The following is a 20,834-nucleotide window of genomic DNA, read 5'->3' as shown; positions in this document are numbered from 1 at the left end:
GTACGCAGCTTAGCAAGGGTTTTTAATGTCTTCATGCTTTATTATTTATCTATTCACTTTGATGGCGTGCTAGCGCATTTAGCCATGTATTTTCAGTATTGGCGTACCCGACAGAATCCACTTCGTCTTCGCAGTCAATACTCGCCCTTGCTAAGCGTAAGCTGATGTTATGCGGGAAAACTTTCTGATTATCGTCATACGTATTATTATCAACCAAATCAGCTCTAGGCACAACCTCAACTACCATTAGCTCATCACGGCGAAATAAATGACATTGTACAGGGCGCGTTGCCGTATTAAGCGTTGCTAATTGTTTGGCATCCGCTTTAATCCCGTCGATAGCGACAATGATATCATACGCTGAGATACCCGCTTTGGCGGCAGCACTGTCACGGTTGACGCGATTAACCTTAAGTCCAAGCGGCGTCTCACAACAACGCATGCCCCACGGTATGTTTTTATCGGCAGTTTCTTTAGTGTTGGTATGAATCTTAATACCATTTTCCGCAAGCAGCGTCTCTAGTGGCAGCTCCTCAACGCCATTAACATAACGGCGCTCAAACTCTTCCCAATCTGCTAACGGCATAAACTGCCCGATAACTGCACCCATATCGGCGCTACTGATGCCAATACGTTTATTATCCTTTTGCTTTGCTTGGCTATAAAATTCTTTAACCACATCAAACAAACGATAACGCCCAGCACTTTTTGTAAGCAGGGTTAAATCCAAGCATAACGCCACCAACGCGCCTTTGTTGTAATAACTGATACCTGCATTGCCGGTATTTTCATCGTTGCGATACAGCTTAATCCAAGCATCAAAGCTCGACTCGGCGACACTCTGATGCGTGCGCCCCGGTGTTTGATAGTAGCGATTGATTTGCTCAGCCAGTAATTTAAGGTAACTTGCTTTATCAATGACACCTGACGCCTGCAACATAAAATCATCGATATAAGAGGTAAAACCTTCAAACACCCAAAGCAGCGGCGTAAAAGCTTCGCGGCGTAAATCCACCTCTAGCATCACATCTGGACGGACAGTTTTGACCCACCACGCATGAAAATACTCGTGACTGCATAAGCCCAAAAAGCGTTGATAGTCGCTACTTGGTACTTTTGGCTCATCAGCATTGGGCAAATCGCGGCGCGGGGTAATCAAACTTGTCGAATTGATATGCTCAAGCCCGCCATAATCCTGCCCACTGGCAAAGGTCATAAAGGTGTAATCATTAAATGGCGCATCACCAAGCCAATCTAGATAAGTCTGACAGATTTGGGTGACGTCTTGCTGCAAGCGTCCCATGTTAGCGCTATGCTTACCTGAAAGATAAAAATGATGGCTAAGCGTCTGATGGCTATTATCTTGAATAATAAAATCAAAGCTATCTTGTTCGGCTATCTCAAACGGATGATCGATAAGTTCGTGATAGCTGTCTGCTTGTAGAGTATATATTTGCAGCTTATCAATTTGCGCCTGTACTGCCTCAAGTCCACATGCCAAGCGCACAAGACTAGCGTCTTTATCAGCTAAAAATGCAGCTGGCACGATTAAATCAACTTCTACCTCTTGTTGTTCTTGCCCACCAATCGCTAATGCAAGCGAGGTAAAATTGCCATACAAACGCTGCTGATCGACATACGCCGTACGCACCGATAAATCATAACAATACACTTCATAAAGGACGCATATGCGTTGCCCTGCCTGCGCCTCTGGCAACTGCCATGTATTTTTATCGGTTTTTTGCGCGCGGTACGTGTTGATTTGTTTATCGTTAGAAACGACTTGACTGTCTAAAATTTCATAATGTACCGCAGTGATATTACGGGCAAATTCACGCATTAAATAGCTACCCGGAATCCATGTTGGCAACCATAGACTTGGCGCGTCGGTATCAGCGGTAAAGGTCAGCGCGACATCGACCAAATGCTCTAAAAACCGGGCAAAGTCAAATTGATAAGAGATACCTGCACTCTGCTGATTCGAATTATTAATCGGTGAGGCTTGAGAAGATAAATTCATAATCGTTATTATCCTTATGTTTATGACTATGGTATGAGCCATCCTGTAAAAACGCAACTGGCAAACTTTAGCCTCTTACCTTTACCAACCACCAAAACTGAAAAATCATATTTATTTACATTAATTCGCCCAATAATTGCTATTTTTTCGGATTTTAACCTTGAAACCAATGGCAGGCATCGCAATTAAAGATGCTAACTGCTAAAGTTACCCTAATAAACTGATGATAATTAACTAATGACGTGGCTATTTGGCTGGCTGATTGGCTTTTTTAGGTTTATTGCAACCGTATTTAAATTTCAATAACGACATATTTAGGATAATTTATGACTACTATCGCAAAAGACACTGCCGTCAAGTTTAACTACACGCTAAAAGACGACGAAGGCAATATCCTTGACCAGTCTCCAGAAGGTCAACCGCTTGCGTATTTACATGGCCATAGCAACATCATCCCAGGTCTTGAGCAACAACTAGAAGGCAAATCTGCTGGCGAAAGAGTCAATGCCGTTGTAGAGCCTGCTGATGGTTACGGTGAATACCAAGAACAAGCGGTACAACATGTACCACGCGAAAACTTCCAAGGCGTTGATGATATCCAACCTGGTATGCAGTTTCAGTCAGAAGCTGGCGGTCAAGTGATGCTAGTAACTGTGACTGACGTCAACGATAAAGAAGTGACGGTTGATGCAAACCATCCGTTAGCTGGTAAGCGTTTGACCTTTGATGTAGAAATTCAAGAAGTACGCGCAGCCACTGAAGATGAGCTAAACCATGGCCATATCCATGGCGCTGGTGGCGTTGAACACTAATCTCTTCTTGAGTTTGGCGTAAAATTTTCAGACGATAAGATGCTTAGACGAATAGTTAATTATTAATGAATAGTTATTGGTAATGCTAGGGTCGTCTAGCTATGAAGGTCAGTAGAGCAATCTACTGACCTTTTTTTTGAATAAATTTTAAAGATTACAGACGTAACAAAGCCGCATAACAACAAGTATTATGCGGCTTTTATCACCAACCATCCATGTTAATGTTATCAGATACTTAATCCCGGAGCATCTTATAACGTTCAGGCATCCAGCCTTATCTTCCCTAATCAGCAAACCACCTATCCCTGATGCGACCTTTGCGATACCAATCCCTAGTATCTATGAACCTTTTCGTTCAATCGTGCCGTACAGTTATAATCGCAGATTGGCATGAGGTTAGTAAGAGGTCTAAACGTCAATGCGTGTAAGCATATGCTTACACGCATTGACGTTGCCGATAATGACTGTTCAAGAGTTGCTTTTTTATAGCTTCTCTTCTGGGCTAGCCTGCATCTTTGGATCAGCGCTAAGCATGATATAAGCCGCTTCTTTAATGAACGCTTCATCCTCAGGTAGTTCAGGACGCTCACTTTCTTTCATCTGACTGCGCTCTTCAAACTTTGCGTCCATAGCGGCTTGGTAAGTATTCCAATTGGCATAAGGACGCTCGCCCGTTGCAATCAGACGTTTATTTTCCGCTTCCAATGAGCGTTTTTCTATCAGCTGCATTTTTGCACGGCGACTATTGATATCAAGAGGAATCGGTTTTTTCTCATCTTCCATATTACGAATATCATTCAGCGTTGACAGATACACAAAATGCGGGTTTTGCTGCTGACGGATCTTTGATTGCTGATTTAACGTTGCTAAAGTATTGGCAGAGAATTTACCTTCAGGCTTATAAGGGGCAGTTTTAATCGTATCCCATGGTAAGGCTTTTTTCTGCGCGCGCTCGCCAAAGGTCGCATCATCGTAGATATTGACCAATTCAATATCAGGGACCACGCCTTTATTTTGCGTACTACCGCCAGTGACGCGGTAGAACTTACGCTGCGTGAGCGTCGCTGTACCCAAAGCCAAGCTGTCTAGCTGGATTTGCGCCGAACCTTTACCAGTCGTAGTACTACCGACCACCAGCCCGCGACCGTAATCCTGAATCGCGGCAGCAAAGATTTCACTGGCAGAGGCAGAGGCTAAATTGGTCAAAACAACCACTTTGCCGTCATAAAGCTGCTCGCCGCCATCGTCATCGCGGTAGACTTGAATATTGCCGCGATTGTCGCGAATTTGCACCAATGGGCCGCTTTTAATAAAGAAGCCGAGCATTTTGGCGACCTCATCGAGCGAGCCGCCTGGGTTATTACGTAAATCAACCACTAGACCGTCGATATTTTCTTTATTAAGCGCTTTAAGGGCTTTTTCGGTATCGTCACTGACACTACGGTACTCTTCACCATTGCGGCGCGCGCGATAGTTGAGATAAAAACTTGGTATCTCAAGCACACCGATACGTTTTGGCGTTTTATCGATATTGGGACGCTGTACTTCAACGACACGCTGTTTTACGCCCGACTCTTCTTGCTGAATAATATCGCGGACCACGGTTACATTACGGGCGCTGGTATCGGGCGTATTTGGTTGACGCACCTTAATGGTCACCGAGGTGCCACGTTTACCGCGAATCAGACCGACAATTTCACGTGTTGACCAGCCAACCACATCAACCATATTCTCGCCGTCTTTGGCAATACCAATAATCAAATCATTGGGCTTAATCTGCCCAGATTTGGCTGCTGGGCCACCATCTACCAAAGTGACAATGCGGGTATAATCTGGGTTTTTACGGTCAGGACGGATAGAAACCCCGATGCCTTCTAATTGCAGACTCGATTGAATTTGCAGCTCATTGGCCTGAATTGGCGCATAATAATTACTGTGCGGGTCATAAGTGAGCATCGCCGTATTTAAGATGGTTTCCATGATTTCATCATCTTTTAGACGCGCAAGCTGCTCTTGCTGACGCGATAAGCGGTTGAGCAAAATCTCACTTGGCGTGCGCTCATCATTACGCAGCAAGTCTTGGCCGCGCGTAATATCAGGATTACTTAAAAAGACTTTCTCTTTCGCCTTTTCATCTTCTTGGCCTAAAGTAATACTCATCAACTGAAACTTCAGCTGACGCGTCCAATAGTCGCGCTGTTCTTTTTTGGTTTTAAAATGACTGAGCTTTTCGCGGTCAAGGACGATGCTATCTTTACTGGTTAAATCTATCTTGGTTTTCAGCAGTTGTTTTGATAGAGTAAAATATTCATTAGAGCGCTGACGGTAACGCTCAAAAATCGCCACTCCAGCCGATAGGTCGCCACGTTTTAGGCGCGCGGCAAATTCGTCGGCATATTTCTTCTTAAATTCATCGACATCAGATTGCAAAAACAAGGTATGGTTTGGATCGAGACTGTCAATATACATAGACAAAATCTCGCTACCCATGGCGCTATCGAGCGGCTGATTGAGATAATGGCTGCGATCCAGCAAGGCCGCTACTTGGCGAGTGGTAACCTGTTGCTCAGGGGTGGCTTTAAAGCCTGCTGTATTGCTATCAGCCATTGCGGTGCTGTAGCTTTGAGTGAGGATAAGACCAGCGACGCCCACTGACGCTGCACTGAGTAACCACTGTGCTGGTTGTTTTTTCATCGTATATACCTAATTATTTTAAGTTAAAAGTATGCTGAGTTGTTATTACCAATAGAGGGTAGTTATTAGACTATGAGCCAAAAAATGTCGTGATTTTTTCACCCTATTATATTTACCATTAAACCATAGGTTACGCTAGCATTAAAAGCAGGCAAATACAGGATAATGATCTTAGGATAGATCCTTATTTTCATGGTTAAAAATCAATCAATACTAGCACAGCTATAAATACACCACTGTCTCAATCTGTATAAACAATCTTACACGCGGTCTGGCTATTTTGTAGCGCATCCATTGGTGCATTTGGTTATAAGCGTGAATCATCTTATTTAAACTTATCATTTAAACCTAACTTATTTAAGCCAAGCAAACCGCTATTATGCGTCCCTTGCAATCACTGGCTTAATATAAGGTAAAAGTGAGTAGCGACAAACCATCCGTAACAGAAAGATTATCTATAAGAAAAAACCCTCTCATCTCTAAGCTCTGTCTCGATTTGACTTATAATATAGTGCAAATGGGAAAACAACCTTCTAGCCTGATAAGGATTACGCAATGTACGGCGTTTTAATGATTGATATCGATAGTACCGCACTGACTGCTGAAGATGTCAGTTTAATCAAACAAGCACAAGTAGGCGGGGTGATATTATTTGCCCGCAATGTGGCAGATGCGGCGCAAGTGCGCGCTTTGTGTGACGATATCCGCCAACACAATGCCGATTTATTGATTGGCGTCGATCAAGAAGGCGGCCGCGTTGCCAGATTACGTCAGGGTTTTACGCCATTACCGGCGATGGGCAGGCTCGGCGAATTATTTGACCAAGACCCTAGTCGCGCCTTGAGCCTTGCTTACGATTGTGGTTATTTGATGGCAGCAGAAGTATTGGCGGTCGGCATTGATTTGAGCTTTGCGCCGGTGCTCGATAGAGGCGGTATCAGCCAAGTGATCGGCGATCGCAGTTTTCATCAAACACCGCAGGCCATCATCGCTTTAGCAGGCCAGTTTATGCGCGGTATGAAAGCGGCGGGAATGGCAACCACGGGTAAACACTTTCCCGGTCATGGAGCCGTCGCGCCTGACTCGCATGTGGCAGAAGCAATCGATACACGTAGTTTAGATGAGATTATCAATAGCGATATGCAGCCGTTTACGCAGACGCTGCCTTGGCTTGATGCCTTAATGCCGGCGCATGTGATTTTCTCACAAGTCGATAATAAACCCGCTGGATTTTCAAAAATTTGGCTCAAAGACATCATTCGCAAACAGCTGAATTTTGATGGGGTTTTATTTTCTGACGATTTATCAATGGCTGGTGCGCAAACAGCAGGTGATGTCAGCGCCCGCGTCAAAGCAGCAATTGAAGCAGGCTGCGATATTGCTTTGGTTTGTAATGACCGCGTTGCTGCTTACGAAGCGGCCAGAGCTGCCCAAGAGCTGCCCTATCCTAACCAAAAACGTGTTAAAACTATGCGCGGACAAATACCTGTTTGGCAGGGCGACCTTGAATCAACGTGCCAGCAATTTGATTATTGGCATCAAGCAAAGGAAAATATCTTACAGACCTTTTTTGCCAATCAAACGAAAGCACCTACTGAGTCAAAAGACCCAACCGCTTATAGATAATTCATTTAACCAAAGCAGCTTTATTCCAGTTTTTTTTGATGTAATAAAAAACCGCACCTTAAACATAAGATGCGGTCTTTTTAATATTAATACTAGCTATCGATAAACAACTATAAGTCAGTAGAACATTTATTAATTACTGGCTTTTGGGTCTAAAGCAGTACCACGGCTGGCATCATCACCATCTGGTAAAACATCATCGTTATTGCGATCTAATGGATTTAAATCTGGGTCAATTGGTCTGCTATTCGATGTCGGTATCGAACTCTTCGGTGCCGGTAAATCGTTTCCTGTACGGTCATCGCTGTCAGGCATTAGATCATCATTGTTACTGTCTAATGGATTTAAGTCTGGATCGAGCGCACCGTTGCTAATCGCCACGCCATCATTGGCCATTGCCGTTTCATCATAGACGACGAACTCGATACGGCGGTTACGGAAACGACCTTGCTCTGTGGCGTTATCAGCGATTGGATCTGTCTCACCCATACCTTTGGTCATAAGCTTACTTGGATCCGCACCTTGCGCGACCAGATAATCTTTCATCGATTGCGCGCGCTCTTGTGACAACTGCATATTATAAGCGGCATCGGCGGTTTTATCGGTATGGCCAATAATCATCAGCTTCATATCTGGCACTTGTTCCATAATCTGAACAGCATTGTCCAATAATGGCTTGTTAGCTTCTGGAATAACAGCTTTATCTACTTCAAAGTTTACGACTTGCAGGCTCAGCGCGCGTGCCACATCACGAGGATCTGGGTCTTGACCAAGGTTCTGCATCGCCGCTTGTGACGCTGCTAAACTGCGATCAATCTCGCTTTGTGCATCGAGCGGACCTTCTGCTTGTACCGTCATAGCGGGTGCTGCGGCTTGTAAATCAGCAACCAATTTACCTAATGCTGCTGCGTCTGGCGCATTGACCGTAATGGTGTCGCCTTTAATCAGCATACTGGCATTTGGCACATTTTTGACGATTGGCAAAATAGAAGAAAGCTGAGCGGCAGCTGGCATATCTATCGAGAAGTTATCATCGACATCGGCGCGGCAATTATTGGCTTCATCACCAAATGTCGCTGTCAACGCGTCCATCACGTTGCCTTGTAGCGTCTCGTTGCCAACGTTCATACGGCAGGCATATAGTCCACTATTTTCACCAGTCGCAATACGCAGTGAAGCTGGCTCTATATCGGCTGCAACCACTGTTTGTCCGTCATTAGCCGCTTGCTGCTCAGTGGCAACTGGCGTACCGACTGGCTCAGGATTGTCTTGACAACCTCTGAGTAGCGCCCACGCCAAGGCGCCTAAGATAATCAAACCGATAATCGGTAGCAGCGCTTTCATAAAGCTGCCTTTTTCTTCCTCTTCACGGCGAATAGGCGCAGTGCTGACCGTATCAGACACATGAGCACCAGCTGGTGCGGCAATCATACCTGCAGGCAGAACGGCGCTTGCCCATGCCGGAATATGGTGCTGATAACTGGCAAGATTGTCATTTAAAAACTGTGGCACGGGCGTGGTTCCGGCCAAGCTTTTGATTTCGTGATACGCTAACGGTGCGGCCATCGCAATCAAACCACGGGCTGCAGTTGCATCAACGTTATGTTTACCCGCAAGCTCACGGGCAATTTGGTCGCGGTGGGCGCCATCGGTCCATACGCGGTCATAAAACCCTTGGTCATCACGGGCGATATTTTCATTAGCAAAACGTGTATAAGTCGTATTGTCTGCTAGACGTGCGGCAAAAATAGCATAAAATTGTTCAAGTAAGTTTTGTTTAGCGGGATTGCGATCATCGCCTAATACTGCAGGGCTAACCGTCCGCGTTAAGTGACTGATAATATCCATAATGTCATTCCTCAATAATTGTTATTTTGAATAATTCTTTTGCACTAAACTGCATTCTCAAAAAAATAAAAAGTTAATAGTACTGATATTTCTTAATATTAATATTTATATCAGCATTTAATAAACATTAGGTATTAAAAAGCGGCTTAGTAAATATCAGCACTATCTATATTCAACTTTTGTCATTATAAAAGTATTAAGGTTGTATTCACAATCGATGGGCTGTTGTGCAATTGCTACGTTAAGTAATGTTTCAGTTGTGACACGTAACTGCGAAGTCTTTACAGTACAAATTACTAACATATCCATTATATCTGGAAATGACTGTCTATCTTTTTAGGCAAAAATAAAAAGGAGGATAGTCAATGATTGATCCTACCGTCCTTTAGCTCATTATTTGTTAGGCGTTTTAAACTATCAGCTTACTCGCGCAGGCTCTGCCACGATAACGCTATTTGCCATATCGTCTACTTCTGATTCTGAAAAAGGTCCCGGTGGCCGCGTCGATGCAGGACGGTCATTGCTTCTAGGCTCGTTAATTCTAGGCTCGTTAGCTCTAGGCGGATTATTAAAATCGCTATTGCGTGCCGGTGCAGGCGTCACGCTATCACCGGTGACGTCATCAGAAGCTTGATAGTCGTTATTGTTATTTGCATTACTGTTATTCATATTATTAGTGCCAGTGTACTGGTCATTTATGCTGCTTCCATCTCGAGCAAACTGATTGTTTGCACCGTTCATCGCCATATTATCTGCACCTATACCGTTTTCTGCATTACTAGGTAACGGTAGTGGCGCGGTACTATCTACCATTATTGCTGGTGCCAAAGTACGGATATCAGTGGTCAATCTTTGTAATTGCATACCATCCGGCGCTTCTATCGTCATACGGTCATTTTGCAACTGTAGACGGGCGAACGGTGTCGCTCTTAATAATGTCAGGATATTGGGTAGTGCTTCGATAGGCATATTGGCAATATTATTAGCCACGCCTTCTTGTACCGTAAACTGACACATCCCTGCCTGCTCGCCAAAACTGCTATTGAGCGCTTGTTGAAGGGTACTTTGTAGCGCGGCGTCACCGACGGAGGCGCTACAGGTATAAAGACTGCCGCTATTATCCACACCAACGATAAGCGTAGCGGGCGTCAACACCTGCGCGGTTGGCTCAGCGAGCGCTACCACAGCGGGTGCAGTCACCACTGGCTCTACAGGCGGGACTTCATTAGGCTTAATTAAAAATGCCCATACCAATCCAATCGCTGCGATGGCGGCCAATAATAAAAACACCCGTATTAATAAGTCATTACGTTGGTTGCGGGTTCGTACTTTTTCGCGCTTTAAACTGCTGTTTTCTGCTAAGTGATGCTCAGCAGGATTGGCATAAATGGCACTCACAGCTAGGCTGTTATCGAAGCTTTCACTAGCAAGTTCTGTTGCCACGTTTGGTTGTTTTATCAAGTTCGCAGAAGGGCTTACCACGCTTGCTTCAGTAGCATCTTTATTTAATAAAACAGTTTCTGTCGCCGCATTGACTATGGCGTTTTGATAATCAAACAATTCATCAGGGTTATCTTGTGCGACGGTAATGAGCGGTGCTGCCCATATCGGCAGGTAATGGCGCAGTGAAGGTTGCTCATTTTGTAAAAATGCTGGTAAAAACTGCCCGTTAGCCATGACCTTAAGTTCACGGTAAGCCAGTGGCGCAGCATTCATAATAAGCTTTGTGGTAGTCAGCTTATCAATATGATGGGTCACTGCCAGCTCTTCGATAATGGTTTGACGCGCGCTTGGGGCTTGCCATAATTGCTCAAATAATGGCGTCTCTACTATATTTTCATTGGCAATTGGCTCATCATCACGCAATAACTGCGAGTAAATTTGCGGCAATGCCAAACGCGCCGCCAAAATGGCATAAAACTGCTCCAATAAGCTGACATAAGACACGCTGCCGTTATCAATACGATGCCCATCAATAACCTGTTCATTATTAATCTGGCTACCTAAGACGGCTGGGGTTACTATCTGCTCTAATTGGTCGATGATATTCATAAGTTCCAGCCTTTATCGGCGTTGATTTAAGATATGGGACAGCGATTCTTTTTTGACTTCGGTTTTATACGCTGTAGACTGTAGAACGCCCATAAAAATGCGCGTTTAACAGGTCAACACTTAGTCGGTACTGAGTTGATACTTAATAAGCTAATATTGGCATATAAATTGCCTATTATTTTTAATCTTTTTTAAAATTTCAACAAGCGTAAAACTGGATAAATATCACCGATCTATTATTTATTTTTGGTAAATATTTATTCTGTCGTTAAACGTTACGGTCAGTATACGAAGCATTACTTAGTTGCCTGTTACGCTGTTATATTATTCAATATAAACGATTATTAAAGCATAATTTTGTCGTCTATTGGTTTTTTGCCTTAGCATCACTGTTATTACTGTTGGTGTAAGCTTTAGCTATTTTCAGCATCCATATTTAGTTATTTTTTATCCAACTTATTTGGTCTTTAAGCACTACGCTCTATAACACTGCCCCCTATCAGGCTCGGCCTAAGGACTCTCCTTTGTTCAACCACACGACGCTTATTATCATTATTACGGTTATTGTCAGTTTATTAGCGTGGCAAAACAAAACCCTGTTTAATCGGCTGATTTTTTATCCGCCGGCGGTGAATAACGGTCAATGGGATCGCTTTGTGACCCACGGCTTTATTCATGCCGATGCGATGCACTTGCTGTTTAATATGTTCACCCTATACTTTTTTGGCCGGGCTATCGAAGGCTTATATCAGTCATTTTTATTCGGTTATGGTTTTGTGGTTTTTTATGTGTTGGCTATCGTGATTGCCATGGTGCCAAGCTATCTTAAAAATAAAAAAAGCGCCAGCTATCTAAGCCTTGGTGCTTCAGGTGGGGTTTCAGCGGTGCTATTTGCATTTATTTTACTGGCACCGTGGGAAAAGATTTACTTATTCGCCATTATTCCTATTCCAGCGATAGTTTTTGCTGTCGCTTACGTCGCTTATAGTATTTACGCCGATAAACGCGGCGGCTCCAATATCAATCACATGGCGCATATGTGGGGCGGCGCGTTTGGGGTGATTGCGACCATTATTTTAGAACCTCGCGTCTTGCCGCACTTTTTAAATGCGCTATTGTCTCCTGGCCTTTAGAGCGGTTAGTTTTAGAATCTTTAGTTTTAAATTTGCTAATTGATAACGTTTGATGTTTTGCCCTAATTTGTATTTAACAACATGTTTAAGAATTTGATAAAAAATTATGATTATAGATATTATTGGTGATATTCACGGTTATGCGGACAAATTGATTGGGCTGCTAAAACAGTTGGGCTATGTGCATAATGGCAGCCATTTTGTACCGCCAGTAGGTCATCGGGCGCTATTTATTGGTGACCTGATTGACCGTGGTTCGCAGCAGGTTGCTACCCTTGAAATTGTTTTTGCGATGCTAGATGCAGGCGTGGCGGATGCGGTGATGGGCAATCATGAATACAACGCCTTGGCTTTTGCGATGCTTGACCCAAAGCAGCCCGAGCGCTATTTACGTTCGCATAGCGATGTACACGTACGCCAACATGAAGCGTTTTTAGCCGAAGTGCCCTTTGGCTCAGAAGCGCATCAATACTGGTTGCAGCGCTTTTATGAGATACCGCTTTGGCTTGAGACCGATTATGCCTGTTTTGTCCACGCTTGCTGGGATGTCGATAGCATGGCGGTATTAAAACCTTTATTAACTACTGATAATTGCCTAACCCCTGAAGCGGTCATTGCCAGCTCACAAAAACATAGCCCCGCCTACGACGCGCTTGAACGTGTGCTAAAAGGCGTGGAGACAGCGTTACCTAAGGGTTTGGTCATGGTCGATAAAGACGGTGCAGCGCGCTCACAAGTACGCGTGCGTTGGTGGCTTGATGAGCTAAATAAGCGGCCTATACATGAAATCGCCCGTGCGCCCAAATCGGGCTTGGCGCAGATTCCAAACGATGCGATGGCAGAGAACATTGAATTTGCCCTTAAAACACACAAACCCGTGTTTGTTGGGCATTATTGGCTTACTGGCAATCCTGAACCATTAAGCAATCAAGTGGTTTGCACCGATTATTCAGCAGCCATAGATAGCGGTTATATGACCTGTTATCAGCTTGATACTGAGCAGCCATTACCATTGAAAGCCAGTAACTTTGTGCAATATCGCCATGATGAAGGCCCACTATAAATTTATAAAACCGCGACATAAAAAACTGCTATTTAGTTAGCTTTGACATTAAACGACAAACTTGGCTTTACGAAGGCAGCAAAACTTTTGTATGATGGTCTTTTTGAGGATATCAAAGCATGAGCACCACCTCCGCTACTGTGAACCCTACTACACAAAACGCTGCTATTGAGCAAAACGGTCCTATTACCTCTCCTGCTGGTCAACCAAAAGTTGGCATTATTATGGGCTCGCAGTCGGATTGGGCGACCATGAGTGCAGCGGCGCAGTTGCTTGCTGACTTTGATATTGCCTTTGAATGTGAAGTGGTGTCAGCCCATCGTACGCCAGATAGATTGTTTGATTATGCCAAAAGCGCGAAAGGTAATGGCTTGCAGGTAATTATCGCTGGAGCGGGCGGCGCGGCGCATCTGCCCGGCATGTGTGCCAGTCAAACGCCGCTGCCTGTGTTTGGGGTGCCTGTTAAATCATCCATGCTTAGCGGTTGGGACAGTCTGCTTTCTATCGTACAAATGCCAAAAGGTGTGGCTGTTGGCACCTTAGCCATTGGTACTGCTGGTGCCTATAACGCGGCCCTCCTTGCCATTCAGGTGCTGGCCTTGCATGATGAATCGCTTGCCACTAAGCTTGATAACATGCGTCAAGCGCAAACAGAGACCATTCTTGCAAGTCCAACGCCTGGTATTATTAATCAGTAACACAATTAAAGTTGGTCAGATTTATATAAAATTTTAGCAAAACTGCTATTATCAATACTCTTGCTAGCAATATTTTATACTTACCATGCGCTAAACTTGATATTTATAGCCAAATGAGTTTTACTAAAGATAAGGTGCATACGGTGCACCTTTTCCTATTTCTAACCTTAACTTTTAGCCAATCATTTACTAAAAACCCTTATTCATTTTAAATGTAAAGAGCCTGCCATGACTACCGCCAATGCTTATCCTGTTACCCAAACCATCCGTACCATCGGTATTTTAGGCGGCGGTCAGCTTGGTATGATGCTCGCCCAAGCTGCCCTGCCGCTCGGTTATCAGTGCGTGTTTTTAGAAGATAATGCCAACTGCCCTGCCAGCCTATACGGCAAAGTTTTTTCTAGCGAGCAATTAGATGAATTTATTGCCGCAGCTGACGTCTTTACTTTAGAGTTTGAAAACACACCAACGGCGACTGTCGAACAGTTGGCAAATCTATCAAAATCAGGCAGCAAACAAGGTATGTTCCCGCCACCGCTTGCCCTTGATATCGCTCAAGATCGCTTAAAAGAAAAAGGCATGTTTAATGAGCTTGATATCGCCACCGTGCCATTTATGGCGGTCAATTCTGAAGCCGAATTAAAGCAAGCTTGCGACGAGCTAGGATTGCCTATTGTGCTCAAGACCAGCCGCGGTGGTTATGATGGTAAAGGTCAATTCGTTATCAAAGAGGACAGCGATATTAAAACTGCTTGGCATGAGCTAAAAGACGCGGTTAGCGGTAAAGGTTCATTAACCCCAACGCCTGCGCCATTAATTGCAGAGGGCTTTATTAACTTTAGCCGTGAAGTATCTATCATTGCTGTACGCGCGCAAAATGGTCAGGTGCGCTGCTATGATTTGGTCGAAAATCACCATCATCATGGTATCTTAGCCAAAACCCGCGCCCCTGCCGTTGGTACCAGCCATTTATTTCAGCAAGCAACCGATGCCATTAGCACGGTGATGAATCACTTGGGTTATGTCGGTGTGATGGCACTTGAGCTATTTGTGAGTAAAGATGCTCGCGGTAACGATTATCTGCTAGCCAACGAGATTGCTCCGCGCGTCCATAACTCTGGACACTGGAGTATCGAAGGCGCGATTACCAGTCAATTTGAAAACCATATCCGCGCGGTGGTCAATCTACCCTTAGGCGATACCGACAACGTCCATCCAGCGATTATGCTCAACGTCTTAGGTCAATATCCTGATATCAGCGCGGTGCTCAATATCGATGGCGCTCATTATCATAGCTACCATAAGGCTGAGCGCGAAGACCGTAAAATTGCCCATATCACCTTGATGCCAAATGACGTGGCGGATTTAGAGCCCGCGCTAGCAAAACTGGTTGCCGTCTTACCAAATAAAGTGGGGCTTGATAAAAAACTGGCGCCAACCATGACCGATAAGCAAGCACTTGTATCTGTACCAGAGCAATCTACCAATGCCGAAACTGAGCGTACTTTAGAAAATACTAAAAGTGACGTGAAAGGTAGTCAAAAAGATGCCTTAGCAGAGGCATTATTAAAGACCGATAAGGCTGAGAAATAATGCAGATTTGGGTAGATGCCGATTCGGTGCCATTGATTGCCAAAGACTTAATCATCAAAACGGCTGAACGTACCCAAACGATGGCGATATTTGTTGCCAATCAGCCGATTAAATTGCGCAAATCACCGCTGCTCGTCATGACCGTGGTGCCATCAGGGTTTGATAAAGCCGATGATTATATCGTCGAGCAAATCCAGCCAGGTGATTTAGCCATTACCAGCGATATTCCTTTGGCCAATGATATTTTGGATAAAGGCGGTATGGTTTTGACCACGCGCGGTGTGGTTTATGATAAAAACAATATCAAGCAGAAGCTTAATATGCGCGATTTTATGGATACCATGCGCGGTACAGGCGTGCTTGAATTGCAAGAAATGAGCGGGCAGAAACCTTACGGCGACCGCGACAAAAAAGCCTTTGCCGATGGTCTTAATCGCTTGGTACGTTAATTGGTGCGGTCATTTCTTTTACTTATCAATTTGAAAATCCTACCTTTTAAAACTTCTGAAAAAATTTCTTATCTCTATAAATATCAACCGTCACAAAGTCCAGTCTTGCAAACCCTATACACTCCATAACCAAACACTATGCAAACGGCACGCTTCATAACGGAGTGTGCTCATCATTATTGTTACCCTATATGCAGCTTCTAAAGATAATGAGTTTTGAACAACTGCTCTTTAGATAATAGATTCTAAATAATAAGTCTTAAAGTAAAGATACTCATATAAAATTCATATAACAATAGGAATGACAATGAAAATATTAGTAATTGGCGCTAGCGGTAGAGTGGGTACAGATTTGGTTAAACAGCTATTAGCGGATAACCATCAGGTGATTGGCACAACCCGTCAAGATGAAAAATTATTTAGCGATAACAATTATAGTCAGTTAGATTTAGATATTACTGCTGAGAAAGACGCCATTCAACAGCAGATTGAGCAAGATATCGATGCGGTTTATTTTGTTGCTGGTTCTGGTGGGAAAGATGTCTTAGAAGTCGATTTACACGGTGCGGTCAAGACAATGCAAGCGGTTCAAGATAAAGGTATCAAACGCTATATTATGCTAAGCACGGTATTTTCCTTAGATACCAGCAAATGGAATCAGCCTGGTATTGCCGATTTAAAAGAATATTACATCTGTAAGCATTACGCCGATCAGTGGTTGGTTGAAAATAGCAGTCTTGATTACACTATCGTACAAGCAGGTGCGCTAAAAGAACGCGCTGGTACGGGTAAAATCATTATTAATGATGACAATGCGGGCGAAAACGCTATTGAAGATGTAGCTACGACGTTAGCAGCGGTACTTAATGCTGATAATACGATTAAAAAAGTCTTTAGCATGCATAATGGTGAGACCGCCATCGATGCAGCGCTGGCTAAACTTTAGCAAATAAAAGCTATAATAAATAATATGTAGCTTTGAAGCATTATTAAAAACACAGAAATAAAAAAGCGCGTAAGCCCTGGTTTACGCGCTTTTGTTATAGATTATTTAAAAATTAATGGTTACGTTAAACGATATTAAAAAGTAACTAAGCTAAGCCGCTAGGAAACGGAATGACGTCCTCTAAGCTGCTAGCGCCTGTGATGACCATCAGCAATCTATCAATACCGACAGCGATACCGCTACAAGGTATTAAGTCATCAGATGCTGCTAATAAATGTTCATCGATTGGCATCTGTGGCAGATTATGTCGCTTGCGCAATTGATTGTCACGCTCAAAGCGCGCTCTTAACGCCTGCCCGTCTGCTAGCTCATCGTAAGCATTGGCAATTTCAATGCCATTAATATACAGCTCAAAACGCTTAGCAACCGTATTACCGTCTTTATCGATAGCCGTTTTCGCCAATGCTGCCGTCGCCGGCGGATATTCTATAATCAACGTCGGCAAATCGTGCCCCAAATTTGGCTCGACGGCATGACTAAACAATAAATCTAACCAACTTTGGCGAATATCTTCGTCACTATTGCTGGCACCATTTTCTGCACTATTAAAATCAAACCCTGTTAAACCTTTGTCTTCTGCCACCGCTTGTAGCGCGGCAAGACTCGCCGTTAACGGATGGATACCCACAAAATCCATAAAAGCATCGACGTAACGATAATGACTTAGCACCATCGGATAACCGTAAAGCGCCTCCAATAGCTCGCCCAATTCAGCGCCCATATCCTCTAGGCTATAGTTCGGCTGATACCACTCAAGCATAGTAAATTCAATATTGTGGCGCACGCCTATCTCGTTATCACGAAATACCGGACAAATCTGGTAAATGGGCATCTGCCAGCTGGCAAGTAGGCGCTTCATGGCAAACTCAGGCGACGTATGCAGATAATAGGTACAAGGTTTATCTTGATACGTAACCTGCGCGGCGACCGACTGTAAAAAGGTATCGGTATTACCCGCTTGTGAGAGCAACGGCGTCTGCACTTCAAGCACGTGGCGACTAGCAAAAAACTGCCGAATAGCATTGATAAATTGCGCACGCCTTTGTGCCATCGCTAATGTCATCGTTGGCGCATAACTGGGTTTAGAGGAAAGGTTATTTGCTTGGGTCATTACTCTCTACTGTAGTTTTCGAATAAAAAATCAAATAATTAAAATAGGCTTTGAAATGGAGTTTTAATCTTTAAAGCTGGTTGTCTTTTAAAACTGCCATTCGCGGCGTAAATGATAATCTCGGCGCAATTGATCAAAATCAGTGCCACTTATTTGTCCGTTTATTAATTTATCTCGTAGGGCGGCATCATCTGCCATGATGTCATAAAACTTCACCAATCTATCTGGATGCGCCTTTAGCTCAGACCATAAAAACATATTGAGTGGCAGCAATTTATGCATGGTTTGCACAGGGGCCACTGTTAATTTTTCACACAGCGCATCATAAATCATTTGTGTACCGCGTAGCTTACCCTCCAAGGTATAGCCAGCAATATGTGCTGTGGCAATCGCAAGTTTAGATAATAAATTTGCTGCTATCTCAGGCTCATGTTCAAATACATCGAGTACCACTTGGCGATCGGTACGGGCAATATCTGCCTGCAAATCATCGGCATTAATGACCGGCCCACGCGCGCTATTAATCAACAAAGTATCTGCTGGCATCGCAGCTAATGCTTCTTTATCAATTAAATAACGAGTTGGATAGTCGCTACCAGTAGGATTAGTGGCATGTTTTTTATCGGTCAACGGCACGTGCAAGCTAATCACATGACTTTGGCTCAATACTTGCTCAAAGCTGGCGTTATTAATGGTCGATGCAGGCAGTAGCGGATCGTAACCCAATACTTGCCAGCCTAAATCATGAGCGTACTCCACAAGAGTACTACCAATATTACCCAGTCCGATAATGCCCAAGGTCGCGGGCGGCGTCGATTTCTGCCAATATTGTGGACGTAAATTTAAGATAGCGGTCAATACGTACTGCGCAACCGAATGCTTACTGCAGCCTGCGGCATTGGCAAAGGTAATATTGCGCGCTGCCAAATAGGTTTGATCGACATGGTCAGTACCAATCGTCGCCGAACCAACAAATTGAACGGTATTATTGTTTGCCAATAGCGGCTCGCCAACTGGCGTAACCGAGCGTATCAACAGTACGTCAGGCTGATACTCTGCGAGCAACTGGGCATTGATAGCGCGCCCAGCAACGCTAATAATATTTACTGGTCGTTTATTATATTGCCCAAGCGTCGACGCATTAAAAAACTCATCAAGGCTAGCGATATTGCTATCAGCAATGATAGTTAGAGGACGCATATGTTCATTATTTGCAGCGCTCGCATGTGGCATTTTTAATTATCCCTATCTCTAAAGGTTTATTATCAATGATTGCTGGATTAGCAAGGTGTATTTTTTATAGGTTGGTTTTAATAGTTTTTAAATTGCTGTTTAAATTAAGCACACGCCCTAATCCGTAGAAACGATATTTTCGTCTTTATTTTGTGCCGTAACTTTAGGGTGCATCTGGGCGTCAGCGAGCATATCTTCGTGCTGTGCAAATAAATCATTCTTATGCTGCGATATCCATTCACGCCATACCGCAAGGCCGATTGCCAATACCACAGGACCGATAAACAAGCCGACAAAACCAAACGCCGTCAGACCGCCCAATACCCCGATAAAAATAATAATAAAAGGAATTTTGGTCGCGCCACTGATCACAATAGGACGTATAAGATTATCAACCCAGCTGATAACCAATATGCCCCAAAGCGCCAAACCAATCCCTTCTACAGTATGACCTTGGCTTAATAACCAAATCGATACCCCACCCCAAACAAATGGCGTACCAAAGGGAATTAAAGCGATAATAAAAGTAACAATGGTCAGTAGAATAGGACTTGGTGCACCAGCGAAATAATAACCAATACCAGCGAGCAAAGCCTGAGCCAATGCGGTCAAACCAATGCCATACACTACCGCGCGCGTGGTCGTACCGACCGAATCAATATAACCATCGATGCGATTACCAATGATATTGCGTAAGGCTTGGCGGATTTGACGTACCAAACTGGTGCCATCGCGATAAAAGAAAAACAGCGTCATCAGCGCCATCCCCATTTTGGCAAGACTACTGAAAACGACATCGAACGCGACTTTGCCATAATACAAATGCGACTGCACCCACAGGCGAAAAGCCTCTAGCGTGCCTTCTGGATTTTTATTAATTCTCCACAATACATCTTTAACTTGCTGTCCGATGACGGGTAAGTCCTTGATAGAGTCTGGCACATCCAAATAGCCAACCTTGATGCGATAAATTAAGTTGCTAATCAGGCTTAAAGCTTCTTGCTGCAAGATAAAGATACCAGCAACGAGCGGCAGACCAATCATCAAGGTGATGCTGACCGTCATAATAGCGGCGCTAAAGTTTGAGCTAAAGCGAACGCGCTGATGAAAAAAATTATAAATAGGAAAGGTGACGTACGCCAAAATCGCTGCCCACAGTGCCGGTACAATAAAAAACTGTACGACTTGAAAGCACAATACAATCAGCACCACCAGCAAAGTAATAGCCAATAAGCGCTGAATAATAAATTCTTTTGTCCAGTTTTCGATCATAGCGTATAAACCAAGAGCGGGCAGCAGACAGCCAATTTGGCGCTGCTGTAACGTTTATAAATAGGTGGATAAAAATCACAGACCGCGTCCATTATTTATATCCCTTAGCGAGTGTGTTGCGTTATAAATTCTACGTTGTCAGCTTTGCGAGATATTTGCTTCATAAATTAGGCGAAATCATTGCGAAAAATAAGTCTAATAATAGCGCTACCGTACCATAGCGC

Annotated in this window: 16 protein-coding genes; 9 read left to right on the top strand and 7 right to left on the bottom strand. The window is 43.9% G+C overall.

The window, feature by feature from the left end; translation table 11 throughout:
* Positions 1 to 49: 49 nt before the first annotated feature.
* The gene (locus ACPEGP_RS10955) at positions 50 to 2,020 is read right to left on the bottom strand and encodes a M61 family metallopeptidase (RefSeq protein WP_423813435.1); all 1,971 of its coding nucleotides are present in this window, start codon (positions 2,018 to 2,020) and stop codon (positions 50 to 52) included.
* Between the two features lie 33 nt (positions 2,021 to 2,053).
* Between ACPEGP_RS10955 and ACPEGP_RS10950 the strand changes: the two genes are divergently transcribed.
* Positions 2,054 to 2,209, top strand: a complete 156-nt coding sequence (locus ACPEGP_RS10950) for a hypothetical protein (protein WP_201590376.1) — start codon at positions 2,054 to 2,056, stop codon at positions 2,207 to 2,209.
* A 137-nt stretch (positions 2,210 to 2,346) separates the two neighbouring features.
* Entirely contained in the window at positions 2,347 to 2,832 is a 486-nt protein-coding gene (locus tag ACPEGP_RS10945) for an FKBP-type peptidyl-prolyl cis-trans isomerase (RefSeq protein WP_068407618.1), read from the top strand.
* 483 nt (positions 2,833 to 3,315) lie between these two features.
* Here the strand turns inward: ACPEGP_RS10945 and ACPEGP_RS10940 are convergent, their stop codons facing one another.
* A complete protein-coding gene (locus ACPEGP_RS10940) occupies positions 3,316 to 5,526 on the bottom strand; it encodes a carboxy terminal-processing peptidase (RefSeq protein ID WP_423813434.1) in 2,211 nt (736 codons plus the stop codon).
* A gap of 555 nt (positions 5,527 to 6,081) precedes the next feature.
* On the opposite strand from ACPEGP_RS10940, the gene nagZ reads away from it, so the two are divergent.
* Positions 6,082 to 7,152, top strand: coding sequence for a beta-N-acetylhexosaminidase (nagZ, locus tag ACPEGP_RS10935; protein WP_423813433.1), 1,071 nt, complete (start codon positions 6,082 to 6,084; stop codon positions 7,150 to 7,152).
* 132 nt (positions 7,153 to 7,284) lie between these two features.
* Here nagZ and ACPEGP_RS10930 read toward each other — a convergent pair whose 3' ends face one another.
* Positions 7,285 to 9,000 (bottom strand): OmpA family protein, encoded by a 1,716-nt coding sequence (locus ACPEGP_RS10930; RefSeq protein ID WP_423813432.1) that lies wholly within the window; start codon positions 8,998 to 9,000, stop codon positions 7,285 to 7,287.
* A gap of 417 nt (positions 9,001 to 9,417) precedes the next feature.
* Positions 9,418 to 11,052 (bottom strand): hypothetical protein, encoded by a 1,635-nt coding sequence (locus ACPEGP_RS10925; protein ID WP_423813431.1) that lies wholly within the window; start codon positions 11,050 to 11,052, stop codon positions 9,418 to 9,420.
* Positions 11,053 to 11,576: 524 nt separating this feature from the next.
* Here ACPEGP_RS10925 and ACPEGP_RS10920 point away from each other — a divergent pair.
* The 6 genes from ACPEGP_RS10920 to ACPEGP_RS10895 all read left to right on the top strand — a co-directional run bounded on the left by ACPEGP_RS10920 (position 11,577) and on the right by ACPEGP_RS10895 (position 16,934).
* The gene (locus ACPEGP_RS10920) at positions 11,577 to 12,185 is read left to right on the top strand and encodes a rhomboid family intramembrane serine protease (protein WP_144297420.1); all 609 of its coding nucleotides are present in this window, start codon (positions 11,577 to 11,579) and stop codon (positions 12,183 to 12,185) included.
* Between the two features lie 106 nt (positions 12,186 to 12,291).
* The gene (locus tag ACPEGP_RS10915; RefSeq protein WP_423813430.1) at positions 12,292 to 13,248 is read left to right on the top strand and encodes a metallophosphoesterase; all 957 of its coding nucleotides are present in this window, start codon (positions 12,292 to 12,294) and stop codon (positions 13,246 to 13,248) included.
* A gap of 119 nt (positions 13,249 to 13,367) precedes the next feature.
* Entirely contained in the window at positions 13,368 to 13,946 is a 579-nt protein-coding gene (gene purE / locus ACPEGP_RS10910) for a 5-(carboxyamino)imidazole ribonucleotide mutase (protein WP_191691903.1), read from the top strand.
* Between the two features lie 228 nt (positions 13,947 to 14,174).
* Positions 14,175 to 15,539, top strand: a complete 1,365-nt coding sequence (locus ACPEGP_RS10905) for a 5-(carboxyamino)imidazole ribonucleotide synthase (protein WP_423813429.1) — start codon at positions 14,175 to 14,177, stop codon at positions 15,537 to 15,539.
* On the top strand, positions 15,539 to 15,988 hold the full coding sequence (locus ACPEGP_RS10900; RefSeq protein WP_144297416.1) for a YaiI/YqxD family protein: 450 nt from the start codon (positions 15,539 to 15,541) through the stop codon (positions 15,986 to 15,988). Before ACPEGP_RS10905 ends, ACPEGP_RS10900 begins: the two co-directional genes overlap by 1 nt.
* 307 nt (positions 15,989 to 16,295) lie before the next feature.
* Complete coding sequence (locus ACPEGP_RS10895) at positions 16,296 to 16,934, top strand: NAD(P)H-binding protein (RefSeq protein ID WP_423813428.1); 639 nt, start codon at positions 16,296 to 16,298, stop codon at positions 16,932 to 16,934.
* A 145-nt stretch (positions 16,935 to 17,079) separates the two neighbouring features.
* Here the strand turns inward: ACPEGP_RS10895 and epmA are convergent, their stop codons facing one another.
* The 3 genes from epmA to ACPEGP_RS10880 all read right to left on the bottom strand — a co-directional run bounded on the left by epmA (position 17,080) and on the right by ACPEGP_RS10880 (position 20,610).
* Positions 17,080 to 18,105, bottom strand: coding sequence for an EF-P lysine aminoacylase EpmA (epmA, locus tag ACPEGP_RS10890; RefSeq protein ID WP_423813427.1), 1,026 nt, complete (start codon positions 18,103 to 18,105; stop codon positions 17,080 to 17,082).
* Between the two features lie 87 nt (positions 18,106 to 18,192).
* A complete protein-coding gene (locus tag ACPEGP_RS10885; RefSeq protein WP_423814279.1) occupies positions 18,193 to 19,305 on the bottom strand; it encodes a 4-phosphoerythronate dehydrogenase in 1,113 nt (370 codons plus the stop codon).
* A gap of 150 nt (positions 19,306 to 19,455) precedes the next feature.
* Entirely contained in the window at positions 19,456 to 20,610 is a 1,155-nt protein-coding gene (locus tag ACPEGP_RS10880; RefSeq protein ID WP_423813426.1) for an AI-2E family transporter, read from the bottom strand.
* Between the last annotated feature and the right edge of the window lie 224 nt (positions 20,611 to 20,834).

Source organism: Psychrobacter sp. 219-2-C (genome assembly GCF_049560815.1).
Taxonomy (GTDB): domain Bacteria; phylum Pseudomonadota; class Gammaproteobacteria; order Pseudomonadales; family Moraxellaceae; genus Psychrobacter; species Psychrobacter faecalis.
This window is presented reverse-complemented; position numbering and strand designations above follow the sequence as displayed.

Bases quoted from the DNA above. Each gene is read 5' to 3' on its own strand.
- ACPEGP_RS10880 (WP_423813426.1), bottom strand. From the start codon at position 20,610: ATGATCGAAAACTGGACAAAAGAATTTATTATTCAGCGCTTATTGGCT.
- ACPEGP_RS10885 (WP_423814279.1), bottom strand. From the start codon at position 19,305: ATGCGTCCTCTAACTATCATTGCTGATAGCAATATCGCTAGCCTTGAT.
- ACPEGP_RS10925 (WP_423813431.1), bottom strand. From the start codon at position 11,052: ATGAATATCATCGACCAATTAGAGCAGATAGTAACCCCAGCCGTCTTA.
- purE (WP_191691903.1), top strand. From the start codon at position 13,368: ATGAGCACCACCTCCGCTACTGTGAACCCTACTACACAAAACGCTGCT.
- ACPEGP_RS10945 (WP_068407618.1), top strand. From the start codon at position 2,347: ATGACTACTATCGCAAAAGACACTGCCGTCAAGTTTAACTACACGCTA.
- epmA (WP_423813427.1), bottom strand. From the start codon at position 18,105: ATGACCCAAGCAAATAACCTTTCCTCTAAACCCAGTTATGCGCCAACG.
- ACPEGP_RS10950 (WP_201590376.1), top strand. From the start codon at position 2,054: ATGAGCCATCCTGTAAAAACGCAACTGGCAAACTTTAGCCTCTTACCT.
- ACPEGP_RS10895 (WP_423813428.1), top strand. From the start codon at position 16,296: ATGAAAATATTAGTAATTGGCGCTAGCGGTAGAGTGGGTACAGATTTG.
- ACPEGP_RS10905 (WP_423813429.1), top strand. From the start codon at position 14,175: ATGACTACCGCCAATGCTTATCCTGTTACCCAAACCATCCGTACCATC.
- ACPEGP_RS10915 (WP_423813430.1), top strand. From the start codon at position 12,292: ATGATTATAGATATTATTGGTGATATTCACGGTTATGCGGACAAATTG.
- ACPEGP_RS10900 (WP_144297416.1), top strand. From the start codon at position 15,539: ATGCAGATTTGGGTAGATGCCGATTCGGTGCCATTGATTGCCAAAGAC.
- ACPEGP_RS10930 (WP_423813432.1), bottom strand. From the start codon at position 9,000: ATGGATATTATCAGTCACTTAACGCGGACGGTTAGCCCTGCAGTATTA.
- nagZ (WP_423813433.1), top strand. From the start codon at position 6,082: ATGTACGGCGTTTTAATGATTGATATCGATAGTACCGCACTGACTGCT.
- ACPEGP_RS10955 (WP_423813435.1), bottom strand. From the start codon at position 2,020: ATGAATTTATCTTCTCAAGCCTCACCGATTAATAATTCGAATCAGCAG.
- ACPEGP_RS10940 (WP_423813434.1), bottom strand. From the start codon at position 5,526: ATGAAAAAACAACCAGCACAGTGGTTACTCAGTGCAGCGTCAGTGGGC.